At 67.6% G+C, this 24,766-nt stretch carries 19 protein-coding genes; 8 read left to right on the top strand and 11 right to left on the bottom strand.

From position 1 onward, the window contains the following. Nucleotides 1-92: 92 nt before the first annotated feature. A complete protein-coding gene (locus A5744_RS05880; RefSeq protein ID WP_076059226.1) occupies nt 93-1,556 on the bottom strand; it encodes a hypothetical protein in 1,464 nt (487 codons plus the stop codon). A 150-nt stretch (nt 1,557-1,706) separates the two neighbouring features. Here A5744_RS05880 and A5744_RS05875 point away from each other — a divergent pair, with 150 nt between their 5' ends. The 8 genes from A5744_RS05875 (at nt 1,707) to A5744_RS05840 (ending at nt 12,362) form a co-directional block, all read left to right on the top strand. After that, a complete protein-coding gene (locus A5744_RS05875; RefSeq protein WP_076059225.1) occupies nt 1,707-3,161 on the top strand; it encodes an amino acid permease in 1,455 nt (484 codons plus the stop codon). Between the two features lie 133 nt (nt 3,162-3,294). Then, complete coding sequence (locus A5744_RS05870) at nt 3,295-3,894, top strand: hypothetical protein (protein WP_076059223.1); 600 nt, start codon at nt 3,295-3,297, stop codon at nt 3,892-3,894. A gap of 35 nt (nt 3,895-3,929) precedes the next feature. Further along, nucleotides 3,930-4,475, top strand: a complete 546-nt coding sequence (locus A5744_RS05865) for a hypothetical protein (RefSeq protein ID WP_076059221.1) — start codon at nt 3,930-3,932, stop codon at nt 4,473-4,475. Nucleotides 4,476-4,570: 95 nt separating this feature from the next. After that, nucleotides 4,571-4,993, top strand: coding sequence for a hypothetical protein (locus A5744_RS05860; RefSeq protein WP_076059219.1), 423 nt, complete (start codon nt 4,571-4,573; stop codon nt 4,991-4,993). 54 nt (nt 4,994-5,047) lie between these two features. Then, complete coding sequence (locus A5744_RS05855; RefSeq protein WP_076059218.1) at nt 5,048-6,709, top strand: Hsp70 family protein; 1,662 nt, start codon at nt 5,048-5,050, stop codon at nt 6,707-6,709. A 118-nt stretch (nt 6,710-6,827) separates the two neighbouring features. Further along, nucleotides 6,828-9,671 (top strand): (Fe-S)-binding protein, encoded by a 2,844-nt coding sequence (locus A5744_RS05850; RefSeq protein WP_076059216.1) that lies wholly within the window; start codon nt 6,828-6,830, stop codon nt 9,669-9,671. A 104-nt stretch (nt 9,672-9,775) separates the two neighbouring features. After that, entirely contained in the window at nt 9,776-11,065 is a 1,290-nt protein-coding gene (locus A5744_RS05845; RefSeq protein ID WP_076059215.1) for a pyridoxal phosphate-dependent aminotransferase, read from the top strand. A gap of 31 nt (nt 11,066-11,096) precedes the next feature. Beyond that, nucleotides 11,097-12,362 (top strand): YibE/F family protein, encoded by a 1,266-nt coding sequence (locus A5744_RS05840; RefSeq protein WP_076059228.1) that lies wholly within the window; start codon nt 11,097-11,099, stop codon nt 12,360-12,362. On the opposite strand, the gene rfbA is transcribed toward A5744_RS05840, so the two are convergent. From rfbA to A5744_RS24605, 10 genes are all read right to left on the bottom strand, one after another. Next, a complete protein-coding gene (gene rfbA / locus A5744_RS05835; RefSeq protein ID WP_076059213.1) occupies nt 12,313-13,179 on the bottom strand; it encodes a glucose-1-phosphate thymidylyltransferase RfbA in 867 nt (288 codons plus the stop codon). The two genes, A5744_RS05840 and rfbA, sit on opposite strands and share 50 nt — an antisense overlap. Before the next feature lie 16 nt (nt 13,180-13,195). Then, a complete protein-coding gene (locus A5744_RS05830) occupies nt 13,196-13,570 on the bottom strand; it encodes a nuclear transport factor 2 family protein (protein WP_076059212.1) in 375 nt (124 codons plus the stop codon). A 35-nt stretch (nt 13,571-13,605) separates the two neighbouring features. Next, complete coding sequence (locus tag A5744_RS05825; protein ID WP_076059210.1) at nt 13,606-14,355, bottom strand: maleylpyruvate isomerase family mycothiol-dependent enzyme; 750 nt, start codon at nt 14,353-14,355, stop codon at nt 13,606-13,608. Nucleotides 14,356-14,385: 30 nt separating this feature from the next. After that, nucleotides 14,386-15,828, bottom strand: coding sequence for a nitrate/nitrite transporter (locus A5744_RS05820; protein ID WP_076059209.1), 1,443 nt, complete (start codon nt 15,826-15,828; stop codon nt 14,386-14,388). A 112-nt stretch (nt 15,829-15,940) separates the two neighbouring features. After that, nucleotides 15,941-16,684: a respiratory nitrate reductase subunit gamma gene (gene narI / locus A5744_RS05815; RefSeq protein WP_076059207.1), complete on the bottom strand. Its 744-nt coding sequence runs from the start codon at nt 16,682-16,684 to the stop codon at nt 15,941-15,943. After that, nucleotides 16,681-17,370, bottom strand: coding sequence for a nitrate reductase molybdenum cofactor assembly chaperone (gene narJ, locus A5744_RS05810; protein WP_076059206.1), 690 nt, complete (start codon nt 17,368-17,370; stop codon nt 16,681-16,683). Before narJ ends, narI begins: the two co-directional genes overlap by 4 nt. After that, complete coding sequence (narH, locus tag A5744_RS05805) at nt 17,367-18,971, bottom strand: nitrate reductase subunit beta (RefSeq protein ID WP_076059204.1); 1,605 nt, start codon at nt 18,969-18,971, stop codon at nt 17,367-17,369. Before narH ends, narJ begins: the two co-directional genes overlap by 4 nt. A gap of 1 nt (nt 18,972) precedes the next feature. Continuing rightward, complete coding sequence (locus tag A5744_RS05800; protein ID WP_076059203.1) at nt 18,973-22,638, bottom strand: nitrate reductase subunit alpha; 3,666 nt, start codon at nt 22,636-22,638, stop codon at nt 18,973-18,975. 325 nt (nt 22,639-22,963) lie between these two features. Beyond that, a complete protein-coding gene (locus A5744_RS05795) occupies nt 22,964-24,289 on the bottom strand; it encodes a UDP-glucose/GDP-mannose dehydrogenase family protein (protein ID WP_076059201.1) in 1,326 nt (441 codons plus the stop codon). Nucleotides 24,290-24,377: 88 nt separating this feature from the next. After that, nucleotides 24,378-24,766, bottom strand: a 389-nt coding sequence (locus tag A5744_RS24605) for a hypothetical protein (protein ID WP_205866289.1), incomplete at its 5' end; no start/stop codon positions are given.

Raw genomic sequence — 24,766 nt, 5'->3', positions numbered from 1 at the left:
GCGGATTCCGCCGAGATTGCCGCCATGGTCGTGGCAGGCGTCCAAATCGCGACCCTCACGGCAATCTCGGCGGAGAAGGCGCGCCTGAGCTCTCAGAACCCGAAGTCGCCGCCGCCGGAGTCGAACCCGCCGCCGGAGTCGGACCCGCCGCCGAAGTCCGAGCCGCCGCCTGAGTCGAACCCACCGCCGGAGTCCGACCCACCGCCGAAGTCGAAGTTGCCGCCGCCGGAGTCGTAACCGCCGCCGAATCCGACCTCGCCACCGGAACTCGAGTAGCCCCCGTCAAATCCGACGTTTGCCTGCTGGCTGTCGTAGCCGGCGGATTGACCGCTGGTGGAGCCCGAGTCCGCGAACGCCGAATCCCGGCCCGCCTCGAAGCCGCGCTCGTAGCCGCCGTAGCCGCCGCTCCAACGGTCGTCCAGCAGCGCGTCCAGCACCACCACATCGGCGAGACCCCAGCCCCAGCCCGGACCCCAGAACGCGTAGGGGTAGTAGCCGGGATTGAAGAACATCCCGTTGTAGTAGCCACCGCCGTAGTAGTGCGGGTAGCCCGGTTGCGGCACTGCCCGGTAGTCGGTGTTGTTGATCGTGACGTACTGCCCGGTGTCCGGGTTCTTCGCCCGCACCTGGGCCTGCTTGGGGTCTTCTTCCGGGTTCGCCGCATACTTCCCCGGGTTGAGCTTCCGGTCGGCCTTGTCCACCGTGGACCGCACCGCCCTGAGGTGTGCCAGAGCCGCGGTGTAGTCCCCTGTCTCGGATGCCTTGCGGGCATCGTGCAGGCCGGCGTTGGCCTTCAGCTGCTCGGCGCTGACGTCCGGGGTGCTCTCGGCGAGCACCGCGTTGTCGAGGTCGGCGACGTCGGATTCCGCCGCGATCAGTTCCTGTTTGAACTGCTCTCGCGCCTCGGAGTCCTTGCGGCGCTTACGATTCCGGCTCGCGACGAACGAGACTAAACCGATCGTCGCTAGGACGAGGGCGACGATGGTCAGCAGCACCCACAACCACGTCCAGCTGGTGTGCTTCTGGTGCACCGCCGGAGAGCTCGTTACCGGCGCGCCGGGAGCCACCTCCACGGCGGTCAGCCTGGCGACGAACTGACGGGCCGCGCCGCGGGGGTCATTGCGGTTGTCCCTGGCCGCCTGGCCCATGAGTCGGTCGACGTTGTCCGCCACCGCCTTCGGCACGTTGTAGGCGCGCACGTGGTAGCCCTTGGCGTCGATGACCAGGATGACGCCGCTGAAGTCGGGATTGCGACGCACCATGACGTCGTGAATGGCGTCCGGGGTGGTGACGCCGGTTTGGGCGGGTGCCACCGCCGCCACCCAGACCGGCGGTGCCGAACTCCACGTCCACCGGCCGGTGAGGATCTGCTCATTCAAGGCGTCGGGGTTCTGCAACGGCGGGCTGGCCGCCGGGTCGGCCACCACATGCGTCTGGGCGTTGAACTTGGCCACCAGCGCGTCGGTGTAGGTGTCGGCGTGCGCCGGCGGAGCCAGCAGCGCCGCGAGCGCCCAGATGAGCGGGAGCGCCAGGAGGCCACCGAATCGTCGTGTCACATCTCTCCCGTCGTCGGACCCCGTTGGGTGCGCCTATTCCCGCCGATCGAACCACAACGCGCACGCGCGAGCTTTCGTTCCCGCTGACGAGCGCGCGGCAAACCCATGGGTTAGCCTGAGCTTTCCCGAAGCCACCACGGCAGGAGCTCGATGCCAGAGCTAGACAGCGCCACCGTGCGGCTCGCGCGCGAAGACGCGGGCTATCACAAGGGCCTCAAAAATCGCCAGATACAAATGATCGCCCTCGGTGGCGCCATCGGGACGGGCCTTTTCCTCGGTGCCGGTGGGCGGCTCGCGTCGGCGGGGCCCGGGCTGTTTCTGGTCTACGGGATCTGCGGCATCTTCGTCTTCTTGATCCTGCGCGCGCTCGGCGAGCTGGTGCTGCACCGCCCGTCGTCGGGATCGTTCGTGTCCTACTCCCGCGAATTCTTCGGGGAGAAGCTGGCTTTCGTCGCTGGCTGGATGTATGTCCTCAACTGGTCGATGACGGGCATCGTGGATACCACCGCGATCGCGCACTACTGCCACTACTGGAAGACGTTGCAGGCTGTTCCGCAGTGGGCCCTCGCGTTGATCGCGCTCGTCCTGGTGTTGTCGATGAACCTGATCTCGGTCAAGGCCTTCGGTGAGCTCGAGTTCTGGGCCTCGCTGGTCAAGGTGCTGGCGCTGGTGACCTTCCTCGTCATCGGCACGGTCCTTGTGGTCGGGCGCTTCAAAGTCGACGGGCGTGACACCGGGACGGGGCTATGGGACAGCCATGGGGGCCTGTTACCCACCGGCCTGCTGCCCTTGGTGCTGGTTACCTCGGGGGTCGTGTTCGCTTACGCCGCAATCGAATTGGTCGGCATCGCGGCCGGAGAAACGGCCAACCCGGAGAAGATCATGCCGCGCGCAATCAACTCGGTGGTGTTTCGCATCGCGGTCTTCTACATAGGGTCTACGGTCCTGCTGGGTCTGCTGCTGCCCTACACCGCCTATCGCGACCACGTCAGCCCGTTCGTGACGTTCTTCTCCAAAATGGGTTACAGCGGCGCGGGCAGCGTGATGAACCTCGTGGTGCTCACCGCCGCGCTGTCGAGTTTGAACGCGGGGCTGTATTCCACGGGCCGGATCCTGCGATCGATGGCGATCAACGGCAGCGGCCCCAAGTTCACCGCGCCGATGTCGAGGAACGGCGTGCCATACGGCGGGATCCTGCTCACCAGCGCGGTCGGTTTGTTGGGCATCGTGCTCAACGCCGTCAAACCGAGCCAGGCCTTCGAAATCGTGCTCCATGTCGCCGCCGTGGGCATCGTGTTCGCGTGGGGGACGATCGTCGCGAGCCAGCTGCAGCTTTACCGGTGGGCGAAGGCCGGAAGGTTGCAGCGGCCGAATTTCCGGATGCCCCTGTCGCCGTACAGCGGCTACCTCACGCTGGCCTTCCTGGCCGGCGTCGTGGTCCTGATGTTCTTCGACAAGGTGCAGGGCCCGTGGCTGCTCGGCGCGACGATCATCGGTGTGCCCGGGCTCATCGGCGGTTGGTTCCTGGTCCGCGGCCGGGTGCGGGCCGCCGCCCTCGACGCGATCCCGGCCCTACCGCCGACCGACCCCTCCGTGGCGGCGTAGGACACGCGCCCGTGTCACACCGCGATAAACCTGCGCCATCGGCTCGATATCGATAACCGCCCGCCTGCAGCAACTTTCGTTATGCCGGCCGTACGCTGATTTCCTGATATCTGAGATCCTCGGGGAGTAACGCGTGCAGTTATCGCGGAAGGCGCAGCGGAGTCTGGCCGGTGGCTCGCTGCTGCTCGTGGCCCTGCTGGCGAGTCTTGAGTTGGTTTCCGGCTGCAGCTCCGTCATCGAGGGCAGGCCGATCGCCAAGCCCGGTACCGGGCCGACGGAACCGTCCTTCCCCACGACGACGTCGAGCCCCACGACGACGTCGAGCCCCTCGCCGGGGTCGTCGACGCCCCCCACCAGCCCGACGCCGGGGAGCCCGACCGCGCCGGCCGGGGCCATTCCGCTGCCCCCCGACAACAACGGCTACGTCTTCATCGAAACCAAGTCCGGTGTGACCCGCTGCCAGATCAACAAGGACAGCGTCGGGTGCGAGGCACCGTTCACCAACTCTCCGCTGCAAGACGGCGAGCACGCCAACGGCGTCAGCATCACCTCGGCCGGTTCCGTCGAGTGGGTGCTGGGCAACCTGGGGGCCATCCCGACCGTCACCATCGACTACAAGACTTACGCGGCCCAGGGCTGGACGATCAACGCCAGCAGCGACGGAACGCGGTTCACCAACGACCACACTGGGCACGGAATGTTCGTCAGCGTCGACAAGGTGAACACGTTCTGAGCTGACCCGCTGGAGGGGTCAGTACCATCGGTGCCGTGGCACGCACTGGCCCGCCGGACGACTTCCACAATGAACCGACCCGCCATGCGGGTTTTGGCATGGGTGAGCGGCCGCCATCCACCGAAGCGGCCCCCACCGGCCAGGCCCCCGGAGAACCTCCGCCCGGGGAGTACCAACCGGATCAATCCGTCGATCCGTTCGACGAGGATTCCGAGCCCACCGCCTGGTATCGCAGGCCGGTCATGCTGCTCGGGTGGGCCTTGCTCGTCCTGATCCTGATCGCGTTGATCGTTTTCGGCATCACGCAGCTGCTCGGCGGACAGCAGGGCACCAGCCACGTCCCGAGCACCAGCACGACCACGCCCACCAGCACAACCACCACCACCACGACATCGCCGAGCACGACGACCGAGTCACCGCCGAGCAGCAGTGCGGTGGAGCCGCCGGCCCAACAGCCCACCCAGCAGCCGACCCAGCAGCCCTCCCAGCAGCCCTCGCATCGGCATCACATGCCGTCGCTTCCGCCGGTGATCACCATTCCGGGCGGGCCAACCATGACGGTCCCGCCCGCCCTGCGCTGACGGCAGGTCGCGATGCGATCAAGGTTTGGTCGCTGATCGGTGGCGGCGCGCGTGGCAGCGGTCTGCGGGTACCGCCCGCCGATACCGTCACGGCTATGACTAGCTACGCGCCGCCGCGTGCGATCGGCGTGATCGGGGGAATCAAAGAGCCTGAGCCGGCGGAGTCGGTCCCGCGCTGGCGCAAACTCATCGCGTTGGTCGGATGGGGCGTCCCCATCGCGGTGCTCGTCGCACTCAACATCTGGGGAGTCCTGCAGCTCGCCCAGGGTCCCTCCATGTCAGCGCCGGTAATCGAGACCACGCCGACGACCGCCGCGCCCTTCGTTCCGCGGCCTCGACCGATGCTCGACGACACGGCCACGGCCGCCGGAGCAACCATCGACTCGCCGGCGCCCGAGGCTTTCCCGGAGGTACCCTCGGTCGTCACGTCGCCGCCGCCCGAGGCTTTCCCAGAGGTGCCCACGATGATCACGTCGCCACCACCAATGACCGAGGTCAGCTTGCCGCCAGGCCGGTGATACGGCGGCGCACCTAGACTCGCCAGCGAGACAACGGACACGGGGGTGCGCGATATGGGCGAGTCGCTCGGATTGTCGCTGGGCTTGGCCAACTTGGTCGCGGCCCGCGAGGGCACCGCCCCGCTGGTCCGCAAATCGGTGCTGACGCTGTATAACGACCGACCGTCCGAAGTTGGCCTGCCAGAACAGAATCCGAACCCAGCCGGACTGGTGATGCGTGGATTCGTCGAGCGGGTCGGAGATCGGGCCCGGTTGGTGGCAGCCGACGGAAGCAAATACTCCGGCGAGGCCCTGACCGTCGAGGCGCTCGAGGGGATGGCGCGCGCAGCCGGCTACGGCTCACCGATCACCGTCGCGGTCCCCGCGTATTGGTCCGAGGCGCAGTACGACGCGCTGCGCGCCGAGTTTTTCGCCCAGCCGACGCTGGCTGCCAACGGGGTGGCGCCAGCATTGATCTCCGACGCCACGGCCGCGCTGACGGCGCTGCGCGCAAAACCCGGATTTCCGACCGCCGGCACCGTCGCTCTGTGCGACTTCGGCGCGGGCGGCACCAGCGTCACCCTGGCCGACGCGGCGACGAACTCGCAGCAGGCCGGCCCTTCGGTCAGGTATACGGAGTTCTCCGGCGACGCCATCGATCAGCTGATCCTCGACCACGTGCGGTCGGCGGCCGACGCGGACACCACTCGGGCAGCCGCCGGCGTCACTCGGCCTTGGTCGCTGACCCCCTTGCTCGTCGAATGCCAGCGCGCCAAGGAACATCTTTCGGCGGCGACGATGGCCACGATCCACGACGGTTCGGGCCGGGATGTCACCCTGTCGCGCAGCGAGTTCGAGCAACTCATTTCCCAGCCCCTGGATCGATTCGTCGGCACCGTCGAAGAACTGTTGCGGCGCAACGGAATTGCGCGGTCCGACCTCTCCGCACTGGCGATTGTCGGCGGCGGCGCGAGCATCCCGCTGATCACCACGCGACTGTCGGGGCGTCTGCAGGTGCCCGTCCTCACGATGCCGGAACCCGTCTACAGCGCCGCCATCGGCGCCGCTGCACTCGCGGAAGTGCAGTCGTCGGCGGGCGCGGCGACCGCGGCGAGTCCGCTCGTCGAAAACCCGACCGAAGCGGTTGCCACCGCCGCCGCAGCGGGTGTGCCTCCCACCCCGTTGGCGTGGTCACAGGACGCCGAGGGGGCGGAGCCGGTCCCCTACACCGGCCCCGAACACCCGGTCGGCTACGGCAGGGAACCAACGGGATTCGGCTACGCCGACGAGGATCGTTATGCCGCGCCGGCCGCCGGGCTGCCTTGGTACAAACGCACGGCGCTGGTGCTGACCGTGGCCGCGGCGCTCGCGGCGGTTCTGGTGGCGGTGGTGTTGGCGCTGACCCTGCTCCGCACCAACACCGCCCCGACGAACGCCCCCGGACCGCCGCAGACGTCGCAAACCGTCACCATCACCGGGCCGAACAACAGCCCCACTGTGACGGTGCTCCCACCGCCACCGCCGTCGACGAACACCACACAGTCGCCCGCGCCCACGACGACGACGCCGGCCCCCACCACGACGACGACGACCGCGCCGCCCACGACGACCACCCCGCCGCCGACCACCACCGCCACCACGGCCCCGCCGACCACGACGGCGCAGGTTACGACCACCGCGGCGACGGCGACCACGCGCGGGGGCCTGCCGCTGCCGCAGTTTCCGTTCGGGCGCTGACCCGGACGGCAGGTTAGGGCAGCCTCTCTCGCGTCGAAAGCGGCGAAGGTGTCACTATGAGCAAGCCTGAGCAGGCAACAAAGCACGCTAGAGCAACGATGCATGGGAGAGACCTTCTGTGACCACGCAGACCGTCATCAGACTGGTAGTGGGCCTGGGCATGACCGTGTTGGTGGGCGCGTTCGCGGCCCGCCGGGTCCTATGGCTGTACAAGCTGGTGATGTCCGGCCAGCCGGCGACCGGGCGCACCGACAACGTCGGGACCCGGGTGTGGACCGAGGTCGCGGAAGTCTTCGGGCAGCGCCGGCTGCTGAAATGGTCGATCCCGGGGCTGGCGCACTTCTTCACGATGTGGGGCTTCTTCATCCTGCTCACGGTCTACATCGAGGCCTATGGGTTGCTCTTCCAGCCGAACTTCCACATCCCGATCATCGGCCGATGGGACGTGCTGGGTTTTCTGCAGGACTTCTTCGCGACGGCCGTATTCCTCGGCATCGCCACCTTCGCGGTGATCCGCGTCATGCGCAGCCCGCGTGAAATCGGCCGCACCTCAAGGTTTTACGGCTCGCACACCGGTGGCGCGTGGCTGATCCTGTTCATGATCTTCAACGTCATCTGGACGTACGTGCTGGTGCGCGGCTCCGCGGTCAACAACGGCACGCTGCCCTACGGTGACGGGGCGTTCCTGTCGCAGTTGTTCGGCGCAATCCTGCGGCCGCTGGGCCACACCGGCAACGAGTACCTGGAGACGGTGGCGCTGCTGCTGCACATCGGCGTCATGCTGGCCTTCCTGATCATCGTGCTGCACTCCAAGCACCTGCACATCTTCCTGGCGCCGATCAACGTGGTGTTCAAGCGGCTGCCCGACGGGTTGGGCCCGCTGCTGCCGGTCGAGTCCGGCGGCGAACCGATCGACTTCGAAAACCCGCCCGACGACGCGGAATTCGGGCGCGGCAAGATCGAGGACTTCACCTGGAAGGGCATGCTCGACTTCGCCACCTGTACCGAGTGCGGGCGCTGCCAGTCCCAGTGCCCGGCCTGGAACACCGGCAAGCCGCTGTCGCCCAAGCTCGTCATCATGGACCTGCGCGACCACTGGATGGCCAAGGCGCCCTACCTGTTGGGTGAGAAATCGGCGGAGCCTCTGGAAGGCCTCGACCTCGAGACGGTGGAGGAAGAGGGCCACCACGTGCCGGAGTCGGGATTCGGCCGGGTTCCGGGGCACGGGCCCGAGCAGGCGAGCCGCCCGCTGGTCGGCACCGCCGAGCAGGGCGGCGTGATCGATCCCGACGTGCTGTGGTCCTGCGTGACCTGCGGCGCGTGCGTCGAGCAGTGCCCGGTCGACATCGAGCACGTCGACCACATCGTCGACATGCGCCGCTACCAGGTGATGATGGAGTCGGAGTTCCCGTCCGAGCTGTCCACGCTGTTCAAGAACCTGGAAACCAAGGGCAACCCGTGGGGGCAGAACGCCGCCGACCGGACCAACTGGATCGACGAGGTGGACTTCGACGTTCCGGTCTACGGCCAGGACGTGGAGAGCTTCGACGGCTATGAATACCTGTTCTGGGTCGGCTGCGCGGGCGCCTACGACGACAAGGCCAAGAAGACCACCAAGGCCGTCGCCGAGCTGCTGTCCATCGCGGGCGTGAAGTACTTGGTGCTCGGCACCGGTGAAAGCTGCAACGGCGACTCCGCGCGCCGGTCGGGCAACGAGTTCCTGTTCCAGCAGCTGGCCCAGCAGGCCGTGGAAACGCTGGACGGACTGTTCGAGGGTGTGGAGACCGTCGACCGCAAGATCGTCGTCACCTGCCCGCACTGCTTCAACACCATCGGCAAGGAATACCGGCAACTGGGCAGCAACTACACGGTGCTGCACCACACCCAGCTGCTCAACCGGCTGGTGCGCGACAAGAAGCTGGTCCCGGTCACCCCCGTGTCGCAGGACATCACCTACCACGACCCGTGCTATCTGGGCCGGCACAACAAGGTGTACGAGGCGCCGCGCGAACTGATCGGGTCCTCCGGGGCGCAGTTCACCGAAATGCCGCGCCATGCGGAGCGCAGCTTCTGCTGCGGCGCCGGCGGCGCCCGGATGTGGATGGAAGAGCACATCGGCAAGCGCATCAACCACGAACGCGTCGACGAGGCGCTGGCCACGGGGGCCAACACCATCGCCACCGCGTGCCCGTTCTGCCGGGTGATGGTCACCGACGGTGTCAACGACCGGCAGGAGGAAGCGGGTCGCAGCGGTGTCGAGGTGCTCGACGTGGCCCAGGTGCTGTTGGGGTCGCTCGAGTACGACAAGGCCACGCTGCCGGCGAAGGGCACGGCCGCCAAGGAGGCCGAGAAGCGGGCCGCCGCGGCGCCCAAGGCGGCGGCGCCAAGCGCACCCGCGGAAGCCCCCACTGAGGCACCCGCAGAGGCACCGAAAGCGCCCGCCGAGCAGCCCGCCGCTGCCAAGGCTCCCGCACCCGCCAAGGGTCTGGGCATTGCCGGCGGCGCCAAGAAACCCGGCGCGAAGAAGGCCGCGGCCCCGGCGGCCGAGGCATCGGCAACCGCGGCGCCCGCAGCGCCGGCCGCACCCGCCAAGGGTCTGGGGTTGGCCGCCGGCGCCAAGAAACCCGGCGCCAAGAAGGCCGCGGCCCCGCCCGCCGCTCCCGCCGCCGACGCGCCGGCCGGGGAGGCTAAGGCGCCCGCCGAACCCGCCGCTCCCGCCGCTCCGGTGAAGGGCCTGGGCATCGCCGCGGGAGCCAAGCGGCCCGGCGCCAAGAAAGCCGCGCCCGCAGCGCCGGCCGCTCCGGCGCAGCCGGAGTCGGCCGAGCAGCAACCGGAATCGAAAGCCGAACCGGAGCAAAAACCGGAGCCCTCCGCCCAGCCCGATGGCGACGCCGCACCGCCGGCAGCACCCGTCAAGGGGCTGGGCATCGCCCGCGGCGCCCGTCCACCCGGCAAGCGCTGACACCACAGCCACGCCGAGCGTGCTCACAGGGCGGCAAATCGGCAAAAATCTCGCCATGTGAACACGCTCGGCGAGGGTGCCCGGCGCCCAATCAGCAAATTTCGGTGGACGGGGATGGCACCATAGGTGTCGTGACCCCGCACCCGCTCCACCTGCATACCGCCGGTCATCACCGGCAGCGTGCCTTCGCGCAGTCGTCCAAGCTTCAGGACGTCCTGTACGAGATCCGCGGTCCGGTGCACCAGCATGCGGCACGGCTGGAGGCCGAAGGGCATCGGATCCTCAAGCTCAACATCGGAAACCCGGCGCCGTTCGGCTTCGAGGCGCCCGACGTGATCATGCGCGACATGATCCAGGCGCTGCCGTACGCGCAGGGCTATTCGGACTCGCAGGGCATCCTGCCGGCCCGGCGTGCGGTGGTCACGCGGTACGAGCTGGTCGACGACTTCCCCCGGTTCGACGTCGACGACGTCTATCTGGGCAACGGTGTCTCCGAGCTCATCACCATGACGCTGCAGGCACTGCTGGACAACGGCGATCAGGTGCTGATCCCGTCGCCGGATTACCCGCTGTGGACGGCGTCGACCTCCCTGGCTGGCGGCACCCCGGTGCACTACCTGTGCGACGAGACGCAGGGCTGGCAGCCGGACATCGCCGACATCGAATCCAAGATCACCGAGCGCACCAAGGCGCTGGTGGTAATCAACCCGAACAACCCCACCGGCGCCGTCTACAGCCGCGAAGTCCTCACCCAGATGGTCGACCTGGCGCGCAAGCACCAGCTGCTGCTCCTCGCCGACGAGATCTACGACAAGATCCTCTACGACGACGCCAAGCACATCAGTGTGGCGTCGCTCGCGCACGACATGCTCTGTCTGACCTTCAACGGCCTGTCCAAGGCCTACCGCGTCGCCGGATACCGCGCCGGCTGGCTGGCCATCACCGGACCCAAGGACCACGCCGAAAGCTTCATCGAGGGGATCAGCCTGCTGGCCAACATGCGGTTGTGCCCGAACGTTCCGGCACAGCACGCGATCCAGGTCGCCCTCGGCGGCCACCAGAGCATCGAGGACCTGGTGCTTCCCGGTGGCCGGCTGCTCGAGCAGCGCGATGTCGCGTGGAAGAAGCTCAACGAGATTCCCGGGGTGTCGTGCGTAAAACCCGCGGGCGCGCTGTATACGTTTCCGCGGCTGGACCCCGAGGTCTACGACATCGAAGACGACGAGCAGCTGGTGCTCGACCTGCTGCTGCAGGAGAAGATCCTGGTCACCCAGGGCACCGGGTTCAACTGGCCCACACCGGATCACCTGCGCATCGTGACGCTGCCCTGGGCCCGCGATCTGGCGGCCGCCATCGACCGCCTGGGCAACTTCCTGGCCAGCTACCGGCAGTAGGCGGTTTCCGGCCGCCTCTACGGTGGAGCGGGTGACCCACTCACACTCCCACAACTTGTCGTCCGGACCGACCCCGCTGGGGCCCCTGCCCGCCCGGATCGTCGTCGGGCTGCTGGCCGCGATCGGCCTGGCGGTGATCGTCGGCGCGGTGTTGTTGTGGCCCAGCCGCCAGCACGTCGCCATCCCGATGCCGTTCCAGAACGCCTCCGGCGGCGCGGTGAGCACCCAGCGCGGCCATGTGCTGTCGAGCGGGCTGAGCGACTGCGGCAGCCCGTCGACCGGTCAGGTGCTGAGCACCGCGCCCCAGCCCGGAACCCCGGGCGCGGGGCGGTGCGTCATGACGGTGGTCGCAATCGATTCCGGACCGAACGCCGGCGCGAACACCCTGCTGGAGTCCTCCCCCGGCCCCGGTCAGCCCCAATTCGCGGCGGGCGACCACATCCGGCTCGTCCGGCAGGTCGACGAGCAGGGCGCCACCAGCTACGCCTTCTACGACTTCGAACGCGGCTGGCCCCTGGTCGGCCTCGCGATCGTGTTCGCGGTGGTGATCGTCGCGGTGGCGCGCTGGCGCGGGCTGCTCGCGCTGGTGGGCATCGTCGTCGCGTTCGGCGTACTCGTCGTGTTCCTGCTGCCCGCGCTGCGAGACGGCGCGCCGGCTATCCCCGTGGCGCTGGTGGCGTCGGCGGCGATCCTTTACGTGGTGATCTACCTCGCGCACGGGGTCAACCTGCGGACCAGCGCCGCCCTGCTGGGCACCCTGTCGGCATTGCTGCTCGCCGCGGGATTATCTTGGGCGGCAATCGAATTCGCCCATCTGACCGGACTATCGGACGACCAGAACTCAACGGTCAGCGCGTATCTGGGCAACGTCTCGATCAGCGGCCTGCTGCTTGCCGGGTTCATCATCGGATCGCTGGGTGTGCTCAACGACGTGACCGTGACCCAGGCGTCGACGGTGTTCGAGCTCGCCCACTTGGGCGGCTCGCGGCCGGCCATCTTCCTCGGCGCGATTCGGGTGGGCCGCGATCACATCGCCAGCACGGTGTACACGCTTGTGCTCGCCTACGCGGGCAGTTCGCTGCCGCTGCTGTTGTTGTTCAGCGTCGCCAACCGCTCGCTCGGTGACGTGCTGACGAGCGAGAGCGTGGCCATCGAGCTGGCGCGCTCGGCGGTTGGCGGTGTCGCGCTGGCACTTTCGGTGCCGCTGACGACGGCGATCGCGGCGGTGCTGGCCAAACCGGGGGGCGTCAGTTCCGTTCCAGCAGCTCCAGCAGGTAGCGCCCGTACCCGGACTTGACCAGCGTGTGCGCGCGGCGCTCCATCTGCTGCGCGTCGATCCACCCCTGCCGCCACGCCACTTCCTCGGGAACGCTGACCTTCAGACCCTGTCGTCGTTCCAGGGTGCGGACGTAGTCGCTGGCGTCCAGCAGCGAGTCGAACGTGCCGGTGTCCAACCACGCCGTGCCGCGGGCCATCACCTCGACGGCGAGCCGCCCCCGGTTGAGGTAGATCTGGTTGACCTCGGTGATCTCGTACTCGCCGCGCGCGGATTTCTTTAAGCCCTTGGCGATTTCGACCACGTCGTTGTCGTAGAAATACAAGCCGGGCACGGCGTACTGGGACTTGGGTGTGGCCGGTTTCTCTTCCAGCGACAGGGCCATGCCGTCGGGCCCGAATTCGACAACGCCGTAGTCCGACGGGTTGGCCACCCAGTAGGCGAAAATTGCTCCGCCGCTGATGCTTTGGAATCTGCTCAGGCTGGTTCCCAAGCCCGGGCCGTAAAATATGTTGTCCCCCAACACCAATGCCACCGAATCGCCGCCGATGTATTCTTCGCCGACGACGAAGGCTTGTGCCAGCCCGTCGGGTCGATCCTGCGTCGCATAACTGATGTCGACCCCGAATTGCGAGCCGTCGCCGAGGAGTCGCTCGAAGCCGTCCGCGTCGTGCGGGGTGGTGATCACCAGAATGTCGCGGATGCCAGCCATCATCAGGGTGGACAGCGGGTAGTAGACCATCGGCTTGTCGTAGACCGGCAGCAACTGCTTGCTGATGCCCATGGTGATCGGGTGCAGGCGCGTCCCCGAGCCGCCCGCCAAGATGATCCCGCGCATGAATGCTCCTGATGCCTCAGTCGATGGAGTCGGCTTCGGTGAGCTCGGTGGCCGCCAATGCCGATGCCAGGTCGTGATGATGGAAGACCGAAGTGACGCGGTCGTGGACCACCCGGAACGCCGACGCGGAGTTGGTGACCGCGCCGGGATTGTCCGGGGTGCTGAGGTACTGCTCGACGACGACAACGCCGTCGCGTACGTAAGTCCGGCCGACCTCCGCCGTCACGTTGCGCGCGGCGGCCCACCGGCGCAGCGCTTCGTGGCCTTGTGCCGCCCCGTGGGCGTCGCCGATGTCGATGTCGTCGCTGGACAGGGCCACCAACGTGTCGAGGTCGGCGGCGTTGAGAGCGTCGTGCCACGCCAGAACGGTGGCGATCTCCGATGTGGTCATGGTCTGAAAGTTACCGCGTGGGCACCGGGCCGTGGCTAGAAAGCCGTGTGGTCGAGCCAGTTGCGCCAGACCGAGTCGTCGCCGAACACCTCGACGCCGGTGTCGCCGACGGGAACGCGGCGCACGAGCGCCAGCAACAGGTCGGTGGCCCCGCCGCGCAGCGCCGCGGTGCCCTTGCCGTGCTCGTGCGAAAAGCCGATCCGGCCGCCGGCCGCGCTGATCGTCCATTCGCTGGCCGCGCCGGAATCGGTTGCGTGCAGGTGGATGGTGTTGCCTTCCTCGAGCGGCAATGCCTCGCCGTCGCTTCCGGCTTGGATCGCAACCCGTTCAAGCCATTCGGTGATCGCATCCGCCGCGATGTCGGGTTCGAGCGTGAACTCGCGGCCCAGCGCGATGGCGGCGTCGGCCCGGTGCACCGCGACTTCATGCAGCCGGCGCCGAACCCACCAATTCGCCGGCCGCGTCCCGAGAAACGTCCACACCGGCGTCTCGACGCCCGACAGCTCGACGGCATCGACGAGGCGCTGGGCGCCGCCCTGCAGCCAGGAGATCGCGTCGGCGGGATCCGGCGGCGGCTTGCCGCCCTCGACGGTGCGTGGGTCGAGGTAGCTGTCGAGCCGGTCCCGCACGATCTGGGCCGCCCAGCGATCGCCGCGGCCGACGTGGCGCAGCAATTGCTTGAGGCTCCAGCCCGGGCACGTCGGCACGGGCGTGGCGTCGTCGACGTCGCGGAAAAGCTCTGAGAACGCGCGGTTCTCCTTCAGGAACGCGGCCGCATAGTCCACGCGGTCAGGTTACTCGGGGCGCCTGGGGCGTCACGCGGGTGCGGCAGCCTCCGCGACCGTCGCCGGCTTCCGGAAGCGCGCCCGGCCGGGAGTGCGGACGTAGGCGAACCACGTGATCACCGCGCACACCACGTAGAAGGCCAGGAACACCCCGAACGCGGTCGTCGCCGATTTCGCGGGCGACAGGTACGACGCGCGCAGCACGACGTTGATGCCAACACCGCCGAGCGCGCCGATGGCCCCGGCGATCCCGATCAGCGCGCCCGACATCCGCCGCGACCAGTCGGCCTTCTCGGCCTGGCCGAGATCGTCGATGCTGTGCGCCTTGGCGTCGAAGATCGACGGGATCATCTTGTACACCGAGCCGTTGCCGATTCCGGACAGGATGAACAGCGCCACGAACCCGGCCACGTAGGCGGCCATGCCGCCGCCCGACACGGCGCCGTGCCTGGCGTCGGCCATCCGGCCCAGCGCCACCAGCCAGCCGGCCACCGCGATCATCGCGGCGAAGACGTACAGCGTGACCCGGCTACCGCCGATGCGGTCTGACAGCGAACCGCCCAGCGGCCGCGCGATCGAACCGAGCAGCGGACCGATGAACGCGATCTGGGCCGCATGCAGGGCCGCCTGGGCAGTCATGGCCGGGGTGACTTTGGCGCCGTGAGACAGGTTGGCCAGGAAGCTGATTTGCAGCACTTGGCCGAACGCGAACGAGAAGCCGATGAACGAGCCGAACGTGCCGATGTAGAGCAGGGCGATCAACCACGAGTCGCGGTAGCGCATCACGTCGATCATCGAGCGGCCATTGGTGCGCTGGTTGGTCAGGTTGTCCATGAACAGCGCGGCGCCGACCGCGGCGAGCGACAAGAGGACCAGATACACGGCGCACACCAGGTGCGGCGCGTGGTTGCCCGCAGTGGCGATCACCAACAGCCCGACGATCTGGATCATCGCGACGCCGATGTTGCCGCCGCCGGCGTTCAGGCCCAGCGCCCACCCCTTGAGCCGCTGCGGATAAAACGCGTTGATGTTCGTCATCGACGACGCGAAGTTGCCTCCGCCCAAGCCGGCGACCGCCGCCACGATCATGAAAGTCGTGTAGGACGTGCCGGGGTGGGCCATGAAGTACAGCGTCAACGCCGTGGGCACCGCCAACGCCACCGCGGAGAAGACCGTCCAGTTGCGTCCGCCGAATGTGGCTGTCGCGAACGTGTACGGCAGGCGCAGGATCGCTCCGACCAGTGTCGGCATCGCCACGAGGAAGAACTTTCCGGCGGCGTCGATGTGGTAGACGTTCTGCGGCATGAAAAGGACCATCACCGACCAGATCGACCAGACGGAAAACCCGACGTGCTCGGCGAAGATCGACCAGATCAGGTTGCGGCGCGCGATCTTTGCGCCGCCGTTGTTCCAGGCGGTGACGTCTTCGGCGTCCCAGTCATCGATCGTGTGTCGGCGCGTCTGTAACAGCATGCAATCACCGTAGGAAAGTGTTATTGCGGCAACGATTCCCGCGATGACCCGCGTGCTACAAGCTGCTCACATTCGGGCACGCGGGGGGCGTGAGCTATTTGTGAGATCGCCGTCACACCCACCGGCTGCGTGCGGGTGGCGCCACCGGCGCTACCCAGGCCTTCGCGTAACGGTTGGCCGACGCCTTCTGCGGGTCTCGGCTGCGGTAAACAAGGTAAGGACGCACCAGGTATCCGGCCGGCGCGCTGAACATATGCACCAGCCGTGTGTAAGGCCAAATACCAAGCAGTGCAAGGACTATCAGTGCATGCACCTGAAACGTCCAGGGCGCGTTGGCCATCAGCTCGACCGCCGGATCCAGCGTGAAAAGGCTGCGGAACCACGGCGACACGGTCTCGCGATAGTTGTAGGTGGTGAACACGTTGTTCAGGGTGTTGAGCATCCCGGTCACCAGCGCGCCCACCAGTAGCGCGTACATCACCTTGTCGCTGCGGGTGGTTGCCTTCCTGACCTCGGGCACCGTGACGCGCCGGTACAGCAGGATTCCCAGCCCCGTCACGACTGCGGCCCCGGCCAGCGAACCCATCGTCACGGCCATCAGGTGGTATGCCCATTCGGGGAACCCGACCGCCGACGTCCAGGATTCGGGGATCATCAGGCCGACGACGTGTCCACCGAAGACGCCGAGCAGGCCGAAGTGAAACAGCGGGCTGCCCATGCGCAGCAGCCGGCTTTCGTAGATCTGCGACGACCGTGTGGTCCAACCGAACTGATCGGTGCGGTAGCGCCAGAGGTGGCCCACGACAAACGATGTGAACGCGACATACGGCGCGGTCATCCAGAGCACGATGTTCATCGGCGACCTCCGGCGCTCAGCGGATCCATCGCGAGCGGATCCATCGCGAACGGCTCGAGTCCGACGTCTTCCTCCGGCGGTCCCTCCGCGGCCAGTTCGGCGATGCGGCGTCGGTCGGCGGTGCTGATCGGCGGCAGCGTGGCGAGGACGGCGGCGAGGATACCGGCGTAGCCAGAACCGCTGTCCTGCAGTGACAGTCGGAGCAATTCCAGTACCGGCACGTGTTCGGCGAGCAGCCGCTCGCCCTGTGCGGGGTCGACGGTCGCGGCGAACTCGAGCACCAGCGGCAGGTAGTCGGGCAGTTCGTCGTCGCCGAGTTGCATCCCCGCCTGGCGATAGGCGTGTTTGAAGCGCAGCAACGCCATGCCGCGCTTGCGGGTGTCGCCGTAGGCGTAGTACGTCAGATGCAGGCTGGCGCGCCGGCGCATGTCGAACGTCTCGACGTAGCGCGCGGCCAGCCACATCGGATCGGCGCCGCCGAACTCCTGCTGGAGGAACTCGAGTATCGGCGTGCGCAGCGCGATGGGCAGTTGCGTTGCGGCGGTAGCTAATTCGTCGGTCATTGCGAGCGTCTGGTCGCTGGGGTAATCCAGCAGCAACGCGGCGATGCGCCACGACAGCCGGCGGTCGAGTTCGGATAGGGCGGCGCCGCGTGCCGGGCGCCGATTGCGGGTCAGCGTCTTCACTTCGAAGGCACCAGCCCGTCGGTGCTCTTGCCGTCCCAGTTGAGCAGGTTCCTTCCGGACTTGCTGCGGTCGCCGTTGTCGGTGCCGTTGCCGTTGCCGTTGGTGACGTGGAATTTGTCGGCCATCGCGTCGTAGGCCGTCATTCCCGGCCCGCCATCGCCGTCGAGGCTGCACCCGGTGGCGAGCGCGTCGAGACGGTGCGCGTCGGACCCCGCGCCGCTGGGGATCACGTAGCGGTCGGCGTACTTGGCGATCGCCAGTAGCCGGTACATCGATTCGATCTCGTCGCCGGTCAGCCGCACCGAATCCGGAATCGTGTCGTCGAACTCCTCGCCCAGGTTCGCCGCGCGCATGTACGAGCGCATCGCCGCAAGCCGTTGCAGCGCAAGGCGAACCGGCCCGGGATCGCCGGCGGTGAACAGCTCCGCCAGATACTCGATCGGGACGCGCAAAGCGTCGATGGCGCCGAACAAGTTGTTCTTGTTCTCGCCGTCGTGGCCGGTCTTCGTCAGCACGTCGACGACCGGGGACAGCGGCGGGATGTACCAAACCATCGGCATCGTGCGGTACTCCGGGTGCAGCGGCAGCGCCAGCTGGTAGTCGACGATGAGCCGGTACACCGGCGAATTCTGCGCGGCCTCAATCCATTCGCTCGATATCCCCGCGCGTTCGGCCTCCGCCACCACCCGGCGATCGTGTGGGTTCAGGAACACACCGAGCTGCGCCTTGTACAGGTCCTGCTCGTCTTGGACCGACGCCGCGGCCGCGACGGCATCGGCGTCGTAGAGCAGCACCCCGATGTAGCGCAGCCGGCCCACACAGGTTTCCGAGCACACCGTCGGGATGCCCACCTCGACGCGCGGGTAGCAGAACGTGCACTTCTCGGCCTTGCCGGTCTTGTGGTTGAAGTAGATCTTCTTGTAGGGACAGCCCGTGACGCACTGCCGCCACCCGCGGCACTTGTCCTGATCGACCAGCACGATGCCGTCTTCGCTGCGCTTGTAGATCGCCCCGGACGGGCACGACGCGGCGCACGAGGGATTGAGGCAGTGCTCGCAGATGCGCGGCAGGTAGAACATGAACGTCTGCTCGAATTCGAGCTTCACTTCGTCGGATAGCTTGGCCAGCAACGGGTCCCGGCCAACCTGCTCGGGTCCACCGCCGAGGTCGTCGTCCCAGTTCGCGCCCCAGGTCACCTTGGTGTCCTGCCCAGTGATCAGCGACTTGGGGCGGGCGACCGGGGTGGTGTCCATCGCGGGCGCAGACAGCAGGTTCTCGTAGTCGTAGGTCCACGGGTCGTAGTAATCCGACACCGTGGGCAGGTCGGGGTTGGCGAAGATGTTGAGCAGCCGTTTGATCCGCGATCCCGACTTGAGCGTCAGCTTGCCGCGCTTGTTGAGCGTCCAGCCGCCCTTCCACTTTTCCTGGTCCTGGTAGCGGCGCGGGTATCCCTGCCCGGGACGGGTTTCCACGTTGTTGAACCAGGCGTACTCCATGCCGCCGCGGTTGGTCCAGGCCTGCTTGCAGGTGACGCTGCAGGTGTGGCAGCCGATGCATTTGTCGAGGTTCATCACCATCGCGAGCTGAGCCATGACTTTCATGTCAGTACTCCACTTTCTGCGAACGGCGCCTGATCGTGGTGACCTCGTCGCGCTGGTTTCCGGTGGGGCCGTGGTAGTTCAGCGCGAAGGACTGCTGGGCGTAGCCACCGATCAGGTGTGACGGCTTGATCATGATCCGGGTCAGCGCGTTATGGATGCCACCGCGTTTTCCGGTCTTCTCGGTGCGGGGCACGTCCACCGCCTTGTCCTGCGCGTGGTACATGAACACCAGACCTTCGGGCATCCGGTGGCTGACGATCGCGCGGGCGTTGACCACGCCGTTGCGGTTGGTGCATTCGATCCAGTCGTTGTCCTTGACGCCGATCTTCGCCGCGTCCACGTCGGACATCCAGATCGCCTGCCCGCCACGAGAAAGCGTGAGCATGTGCAGGTTGTCCTGATATGCGGAGTGGATGGACCACTTGGAGTGCGGCGTGAGATACCGCACGGTGATCCCACCGCTGGTGTCGCCGACGGCCGGCTCGTCGAAGAGCGCGGTCATGTCCAGTGGTGGACGGAAGATCGGCAACTGCTCGCCGAGTTCGCTCATCCAGTCGTGGTCGAGGTAGAAGTGCTGGCGACCAGTCAGGGTGTGCCACGGCTTGAGCCGTTCGGTGTTGATCGTGAACGGCGAGTAGCGGCGGCCGCCCGTCTCCGAACCCGACCACTCCGGCGAGGTGTTCACCGGCACCGGCCGAGACTGCGTGTCGGCGAACGTGATTCGCCGACCCTCGTTCTCCTTCGCCAGATCGGCCAGCTGTGTTCCGGTGCGCCGCTGCAGCGCCTCGAACCCCTCGACCGCCAACCGACCATTCGTCGTCCCAGACAGCGCCAGGATCGCCTCGGCGGCGTGGGTGTCCTTGGCCAGCGACGGCCGCCCGACGGCCATGCCGCTGACGACCGTGCCGTTGACACCCTTGAGGTACTCGACCTCCGCGTCGGGATGCGTCGTCACGCCCTTGGTCGTCAGCCCGACGGTTTCCACCATCGGCCCCAGCGCCGCCATCTTGTCGCCGACCGCCGGGTAGTCCCGCTCGACGACGACCAGGCGCGGCATCGTCTTGCCCGGAATCGGCTCGCACTCACCGGCTTTCCAGTCCAGCACGCGCCCGCCTGGCTGCGCGGTGGCGTCGGCGCTGTCGTGCTGCAGCGGCATCGCGACGATGTCGTTGCGCTTCCCAAGGTGCTTTTCGGCCAGCCAGGAGAACCCGCGCGCGATGCGGTGGAAGGCCTCGAAGTCGGTCTTGGTTTCCCACGGCGGTGAGATCGCAGGCGAGAACGCGTGCACGAACGGGTGCATGTCGGTGCTGGACAGGTCGTGCTTCTCGTACCAGGTGGCCGCCGGCAGCACGATATCGGAAAACAGTGTGGTGCTGGTATTGCGGAAGTCGATCGACAACAGCAGGTCCAGCTTTCCCACCGGCGCGTCGTCACGCCAGCGCACTTCCTGCGGCCGCACCGCATCCTCGTCTGTTGCCGCGACGTTGGAATCGGTGCCCAGCAGGTGTTTGAGGAAGTACTCGTTGCCCTTTGCCGACGAGCCGAGCAGGTTGGACCGCCACACCGTCAGGCAGCGCGGGAAATTCTCGGGCGCGTCCGGATCCTCGCAGGCGAACTGCAGGTGACCGGACTTCAGGCCGTCGACAATGTGCTCCGACGCGTCCTTGCCCAGCCGCGCCGCCTCATCGGCCAGATCCAGCGGATTGCGGTTGAAGGTCGGATAACTCGGCATCCAGCCCAGCCGGCTGGCCAGGGCGATGCTGTCGGCCGCCGTCCGGCCCGCGAACCGGCCTTCGGCCAGCGGGGAGGCCATCACCTCCGACGTGAACCGGTCGTAACGCCACTGGTCGGTCGCCAGGTACCAGAACACCGTGCCCTGCATCTGCCGCGGCGGCCGCTGCCAGTCCAGCGCGAAAGCCAGCGTCGACCACCCGGTGACCGGCCGGCATTTCTCCTGCCCGACGTAGTGCGCCCAGCCGCCGCCGTTGACGCCCTGACAGCCGGTGAGCATCACGAGCGTCAGAAACGAGCGGTAGATCTGGTCGGAATGGAACCAGTGGTTGGTTCCGGCGCCCATCAGAATCATCGACCGGCCGCGCGAACGTTCGGCGTTGTCGGCGAATTCGCGTGCGATCCGTTCGACCGCCTTGGCGGGCACACCGGTGATCGGCTCCTGCCAGGCCGGGGTGTACGGGACGGTTGCGTCGTCGTAGTCCGCGGGCCACTGTCCGGGCAGGCCGTCGCGGTGCACGCCGTATTGGGCGAGCAGAATGTCGAAGACCGTCGTCACGCGTTGTCCGGCAACGATTTTCGTCGGGACTCCGCGGGCGAGGACACCCGGCCGGTCGCCGTCGAAGCGCGGCAGTTTCACCTCGGCCACGTCGTCGCCGACGCCGTGCAGCGTCAGCAGCGGGTCCACGCCGTGCAGGTCGAGGTTCCACTTGCCCTCGCCCGACGCCGTGAACCGGTGTCCCAGCGAGCCGTTCGGCACCACCGGGTTGGCCTGCGCGTCGAGCAGTACCGTCTTGGACTCGGCCCCTTCACCGGTGTCGCCGAGATCCGCTGCGGTGAGGAACTTTCCGGGCAGCCAGCCCTCGTCTCGCTCGGTCAGCGTCACCAGGAACGGCAGATCGGTGTAGCGCTTCACGTAGTCGGTGAAGTAAGGGGTCGTGCGGTCGACGAAGAACTCCTTGAGGATGACGTGTCCCATCGCCATCGCCAGCGCCGCGTCGGTGCCCGGTCGCGCCGGCAGCCATTCGTCGGCGAACTTCGTGTTGTCCGCGTAGTCGGGCGAGACGACGACCACCTTTTGGCCGCGGTAGCGGGCCTCGGTCATGTAGTGCGCGTCGGGCGTGCGGGTGACCGGAACGTTGGAGCCCCACATGATCAGGTATCCGGCGTCGAACCAGTCGGCCGACTCGGGCACATCGGTCTGGTCGCCGAACACCTGCGGCGACGCCACCGGCAGGTCGGCGTACCAGTCGTAGAACGACAGCATCGACCCGCCGAGGAGCGAAATGAACCGCGCCCCAACGGCGTGGCTCACCATCGACATCGCCGGTATCGGCGAGAAGCCGGCGACCCGGTCGGGGCCGTACTTCTTGATCGTGTGGACGTGCGCGGCCGCCGCGATCTCGGCGGCCTCCCACCACTCGGCGCGGACGAACCCGCCCTTGCCGCGCGCCGCCTTATAGCGGGCGGACTTGACGGGGTCGTCCACGATGTCGGCCCACGCCAGTACGGGGTCGTTCAGCCGCGCCTTGGCCTCGCGGTAGTACTCGAGCAGGACGCCGCGCACGTACGGATAGCGCACCCGCGCAGGCGAATACGTGTACCAGGAGAACGAGGCGCCGCGGGGGCAGCCGCGCGGCTCGTACTCCGGCTTGTCGGCGCCCACCGACGGGTAGTCGGTTTGCTGGGATTCCCAGGTGATTACGCCGTCCTTGACGTAGATCTTCCACGAACACGATCCCGTGCAATTGACGCCGTGGGTCGACCGGACGACCTTGTCATGCGCCCAGCGGTCCCGGTAGAAGTCGTCCGCCGACCGGCCGCCAATCTTGTGCAGCGCGCGATGGTCCGGTGAAATCTCGCCGCGGTGAAAATATTTGCTGAAACCGAGCAAGGCGTCGGCGGCGGTCTGGTAATTCGGGTTCAGATCGACCATGGCGCCTCCTCTCGAACGACGGCTATCGCGGGGTCATTTACCGAGGGTAAGGGAGCTTTTTACCCGAGCAAAAATTCGCACTGACACGGTCTCACCGCTGTGCGATTGCCGTAACACCACGGTCATATTGAGGTGTGTGAGCCCAGTCGCACTTTTGCCAGCGGCGGCAGAAAAGCACTGATGGGAGGCACGGCCGCCGGAACGTGACGGCGGCGGACCGCGCGGCCGTCACAGCGCGGAATCAAGTATTTTTCTTCTCGTTAACACATTGGGGCCCAGGGCGAGTCGCGTGTCGAGGGCGCCCAGACGGCAACCGAACCGGCCGCTAGGGCCGTCGTGCGCCGAGGCGGAACACACGCCAACCCGCCCCCTGCCAGCGCGCGACATCGAGGCAGTTGCGGCCGTCGACGATGACCCGGGCACGCACCCGGTCGGCGAGGTCACCGGGGTCGAGGTCGACGAACTGCCGCCACTCCGTGAGTACCAGCACCGCGTCGGCGCGCTCGCAGGCTTCTTCCACCGACACCGCGTAATTGAGCGTCGGGAAGAGTCGCTGCGCGTTGTCGAGGGCCTTCGGGTCGTACACGTTGACCGCGGCGCCGTTGAGTTGCAGCTGGCCCGCGACGTTGAGCGCGGGTGAGTCGCGGACGTCATCGGACTCGGGTTTGAACGCCGCACCGAGCACGGCGATGTTGGCGCCCAGCAGCGATCCCCCGCACGCGGCGGTGGCCAGTTCGACCATCCGGGTGCGGCGGCGCATGTTGATGCTGTCCACCTCGCGCAGGAATGTCAGCGCCTGGTCGGCGCCGAGCTCACCGGCGCGCGCCATGAAGGCGCGGATGTCCTTGGGCAGGCAGCCGCCGCCGAAACCCAAACCCGCGTTGAGACATTGGCGCCCGATGCGCGGATCGTATCCCAGCGCATCGGCCAACACGCTGACGTCGGCGCCGGCGGCCTCGCACACCTCGGAGATCGCGTTGATGAACGAAATCTTGGTCGCCAGAAAAGCATTGGCCGACACCTTGACCAGCTCCGCGGTCTGCAGGTCCGTCACCAGGAACGGCACACCCGCTCCCAGCAGCGGCCCGTAGAGTTCGCGGACCGCGGCCTCGGAGTGCATCGAATCCTGTTGGACGCCAAGCACAATGCGGTCCGGGTGCAGGGTGTCCTGCACGGCGTATCCCTCGCGCAGGAACTCCGGATTCCAGGCGACCTCGACGTCGACGCCCCGCGGCGCCAGCGTCGCGGCCCGTTGACTCAACTCGGCTGCCGTTCCCACCGGAACCGTCGACTTGCCGACAAGCACCGACGGCCGGGTCAGGCGGGGCACCAGCGTGTCGATGACGGCGTGCACGTGGCACAGATCGGCGCCGTATTCGCCCTTCTTCTGCGGCGTGCCGACCCCCAGGAAGTGCACGTCGGCGAATTCCGCGGCCAGGTCGTAGTCGGTGGTGAACCGCAGCCGTCCCGCCGCCAGGTTCTCGGTCAACAGCTTCTGCAGGCCGGGCTCGTAGAAAGGAATGTCGCCGCCCGCGAGCTTGGCGACTTTACCCGGATCGATATCGACCCCGATGACCTCGTGTCCCAGCTCGGCCATCCCGACAGCGTGCGTGGCACCCAGGTAACCGGTGCCGAAAACGGTGCATCGCATACAACCGGTGTAGGTGGCCGCGATGAGCTAACTGCATCGTCCCGCTGAGCGACAGGCAAACGGGAGATGACAGGTGACCGCGGGGGAACTAGTGTCCGCGGCCTCCGCCGTGGCCGCCGCCGAAGCCGCCGCCACCGCCGAAGGGGCCGCCACCGCCGAAGCCGCCGTGGCCGCCGCCGGGGAATCCGCCCCCGCCGCCGCCGAACGGACCGCCGCCGTCGTGACCACCGCCGCCGCCGTAGTCACCGTGACCGCCGCCACCGCCGCCGGGGAATCCGCCCCCGCCGCCGGGATATCCGCCACCGCCGCCGGGGTATCCGCCACCAGGCCCACCGCCGATGCCGGGTATCGGCAACGGAATCGGCACCGGAATCGGTGCCACCGGCACGGGGGCCGGCGCCGGCGCGGCAGGAATCGGCGCCGGAGCCTCGGGGACGGGTACGGGAGCCGGGGCGGGCACCGCAACGGGCGGGGCCG

This window comes from Mycobacterium sp. IS-1264 (assembly GCF_001954195.1).
Taxonomy (GTDB): domain Bacteria; phylum Actinomycetota; class Actinomycetes; order Mycobacteriales; family Mycobacteriaceae; genus Mycobacterium.
Note: the sequence above shows the minus strand (reverse complement) of the source record. Positions and strands in the feature narration are given on the sequence as shown.

What these genes read in the sequence shown, in the direction of transcription:
- A5744_RS05875 (WP_076059225.1), top strand. Translation starts at nt 1,707, where the DNA reads ATGCCAGAGCTAGACAGCGCCACCGTGCGGCTCGCGCGCGAAGACGCG.
- A5744_RS05860 (WP_076059219.1), top strand. Translation starts at nt 4,571, where the DNA reads ATGACTAGCTACGCGCCGCCGCGTGCGATCGGCGTGATCGGGGGAATC.
- A5744_RS05855 (WP_076059218.1), top strand. Translation starts at nt 5,048, where the DNA reads ATGGGCGAGTCGCTCGGATTGTCGCTGGGCTTGGCCAACTTGGTCGCG.
- rfbA (WP_076059213.1), bottom strand. Translation starts at nt 13,179, where the DNA reads ATGCGCGGGATCATCTTGGCGGGCGGCTCGGGGACGCGCCTGCACCCG.
- A5744_RS05830 (WP_076059212.1), bottom strand. Translation starts at nt 13,570, where the DNA reads ATGACCACATCGGAGATCGCCACCGTTCTGGCGTGGCACGACGCTCTC.
- A5744_RS05820 (WP_076059209.1), bottom strand. Translation starts at nt 15,828, where the DNA reads ATGCTGTTACAGACGCGCCGACACACGATCGATGACTGGGACGCCGAA.
- narI (WP_076059207.1), bottom strand. Translation starts at nt 16,684, where the DNA reads ATGAACATCGTGCTCTGGATGACCGCGCCGTATGTCGCGTTCACATCG.
- narH (WP_076059204.1), bottom strand. Translation starts at nt 18,971, where the DNA reads ATGAAAGTCATGGCTCAGCTCGCGATGGTGATGAACCTCGACAAATGC.
- A5744_RS05800 (WP_076059203.1), bottom strand. Translation starts at nt 22,638, where the DNA reads ATGGTCGATCTGAACCCGAATTACCAGACCGCCGCCGACGCCTTGCTC.
- A5744_RS05795 (WP_076059201.1), bottom strand. Translation starts at nt 24,289, where the DNA reads ATGCGATGCACCGTTTTCGGCACCGGTTACCTGGGTGCCACGCACGCT.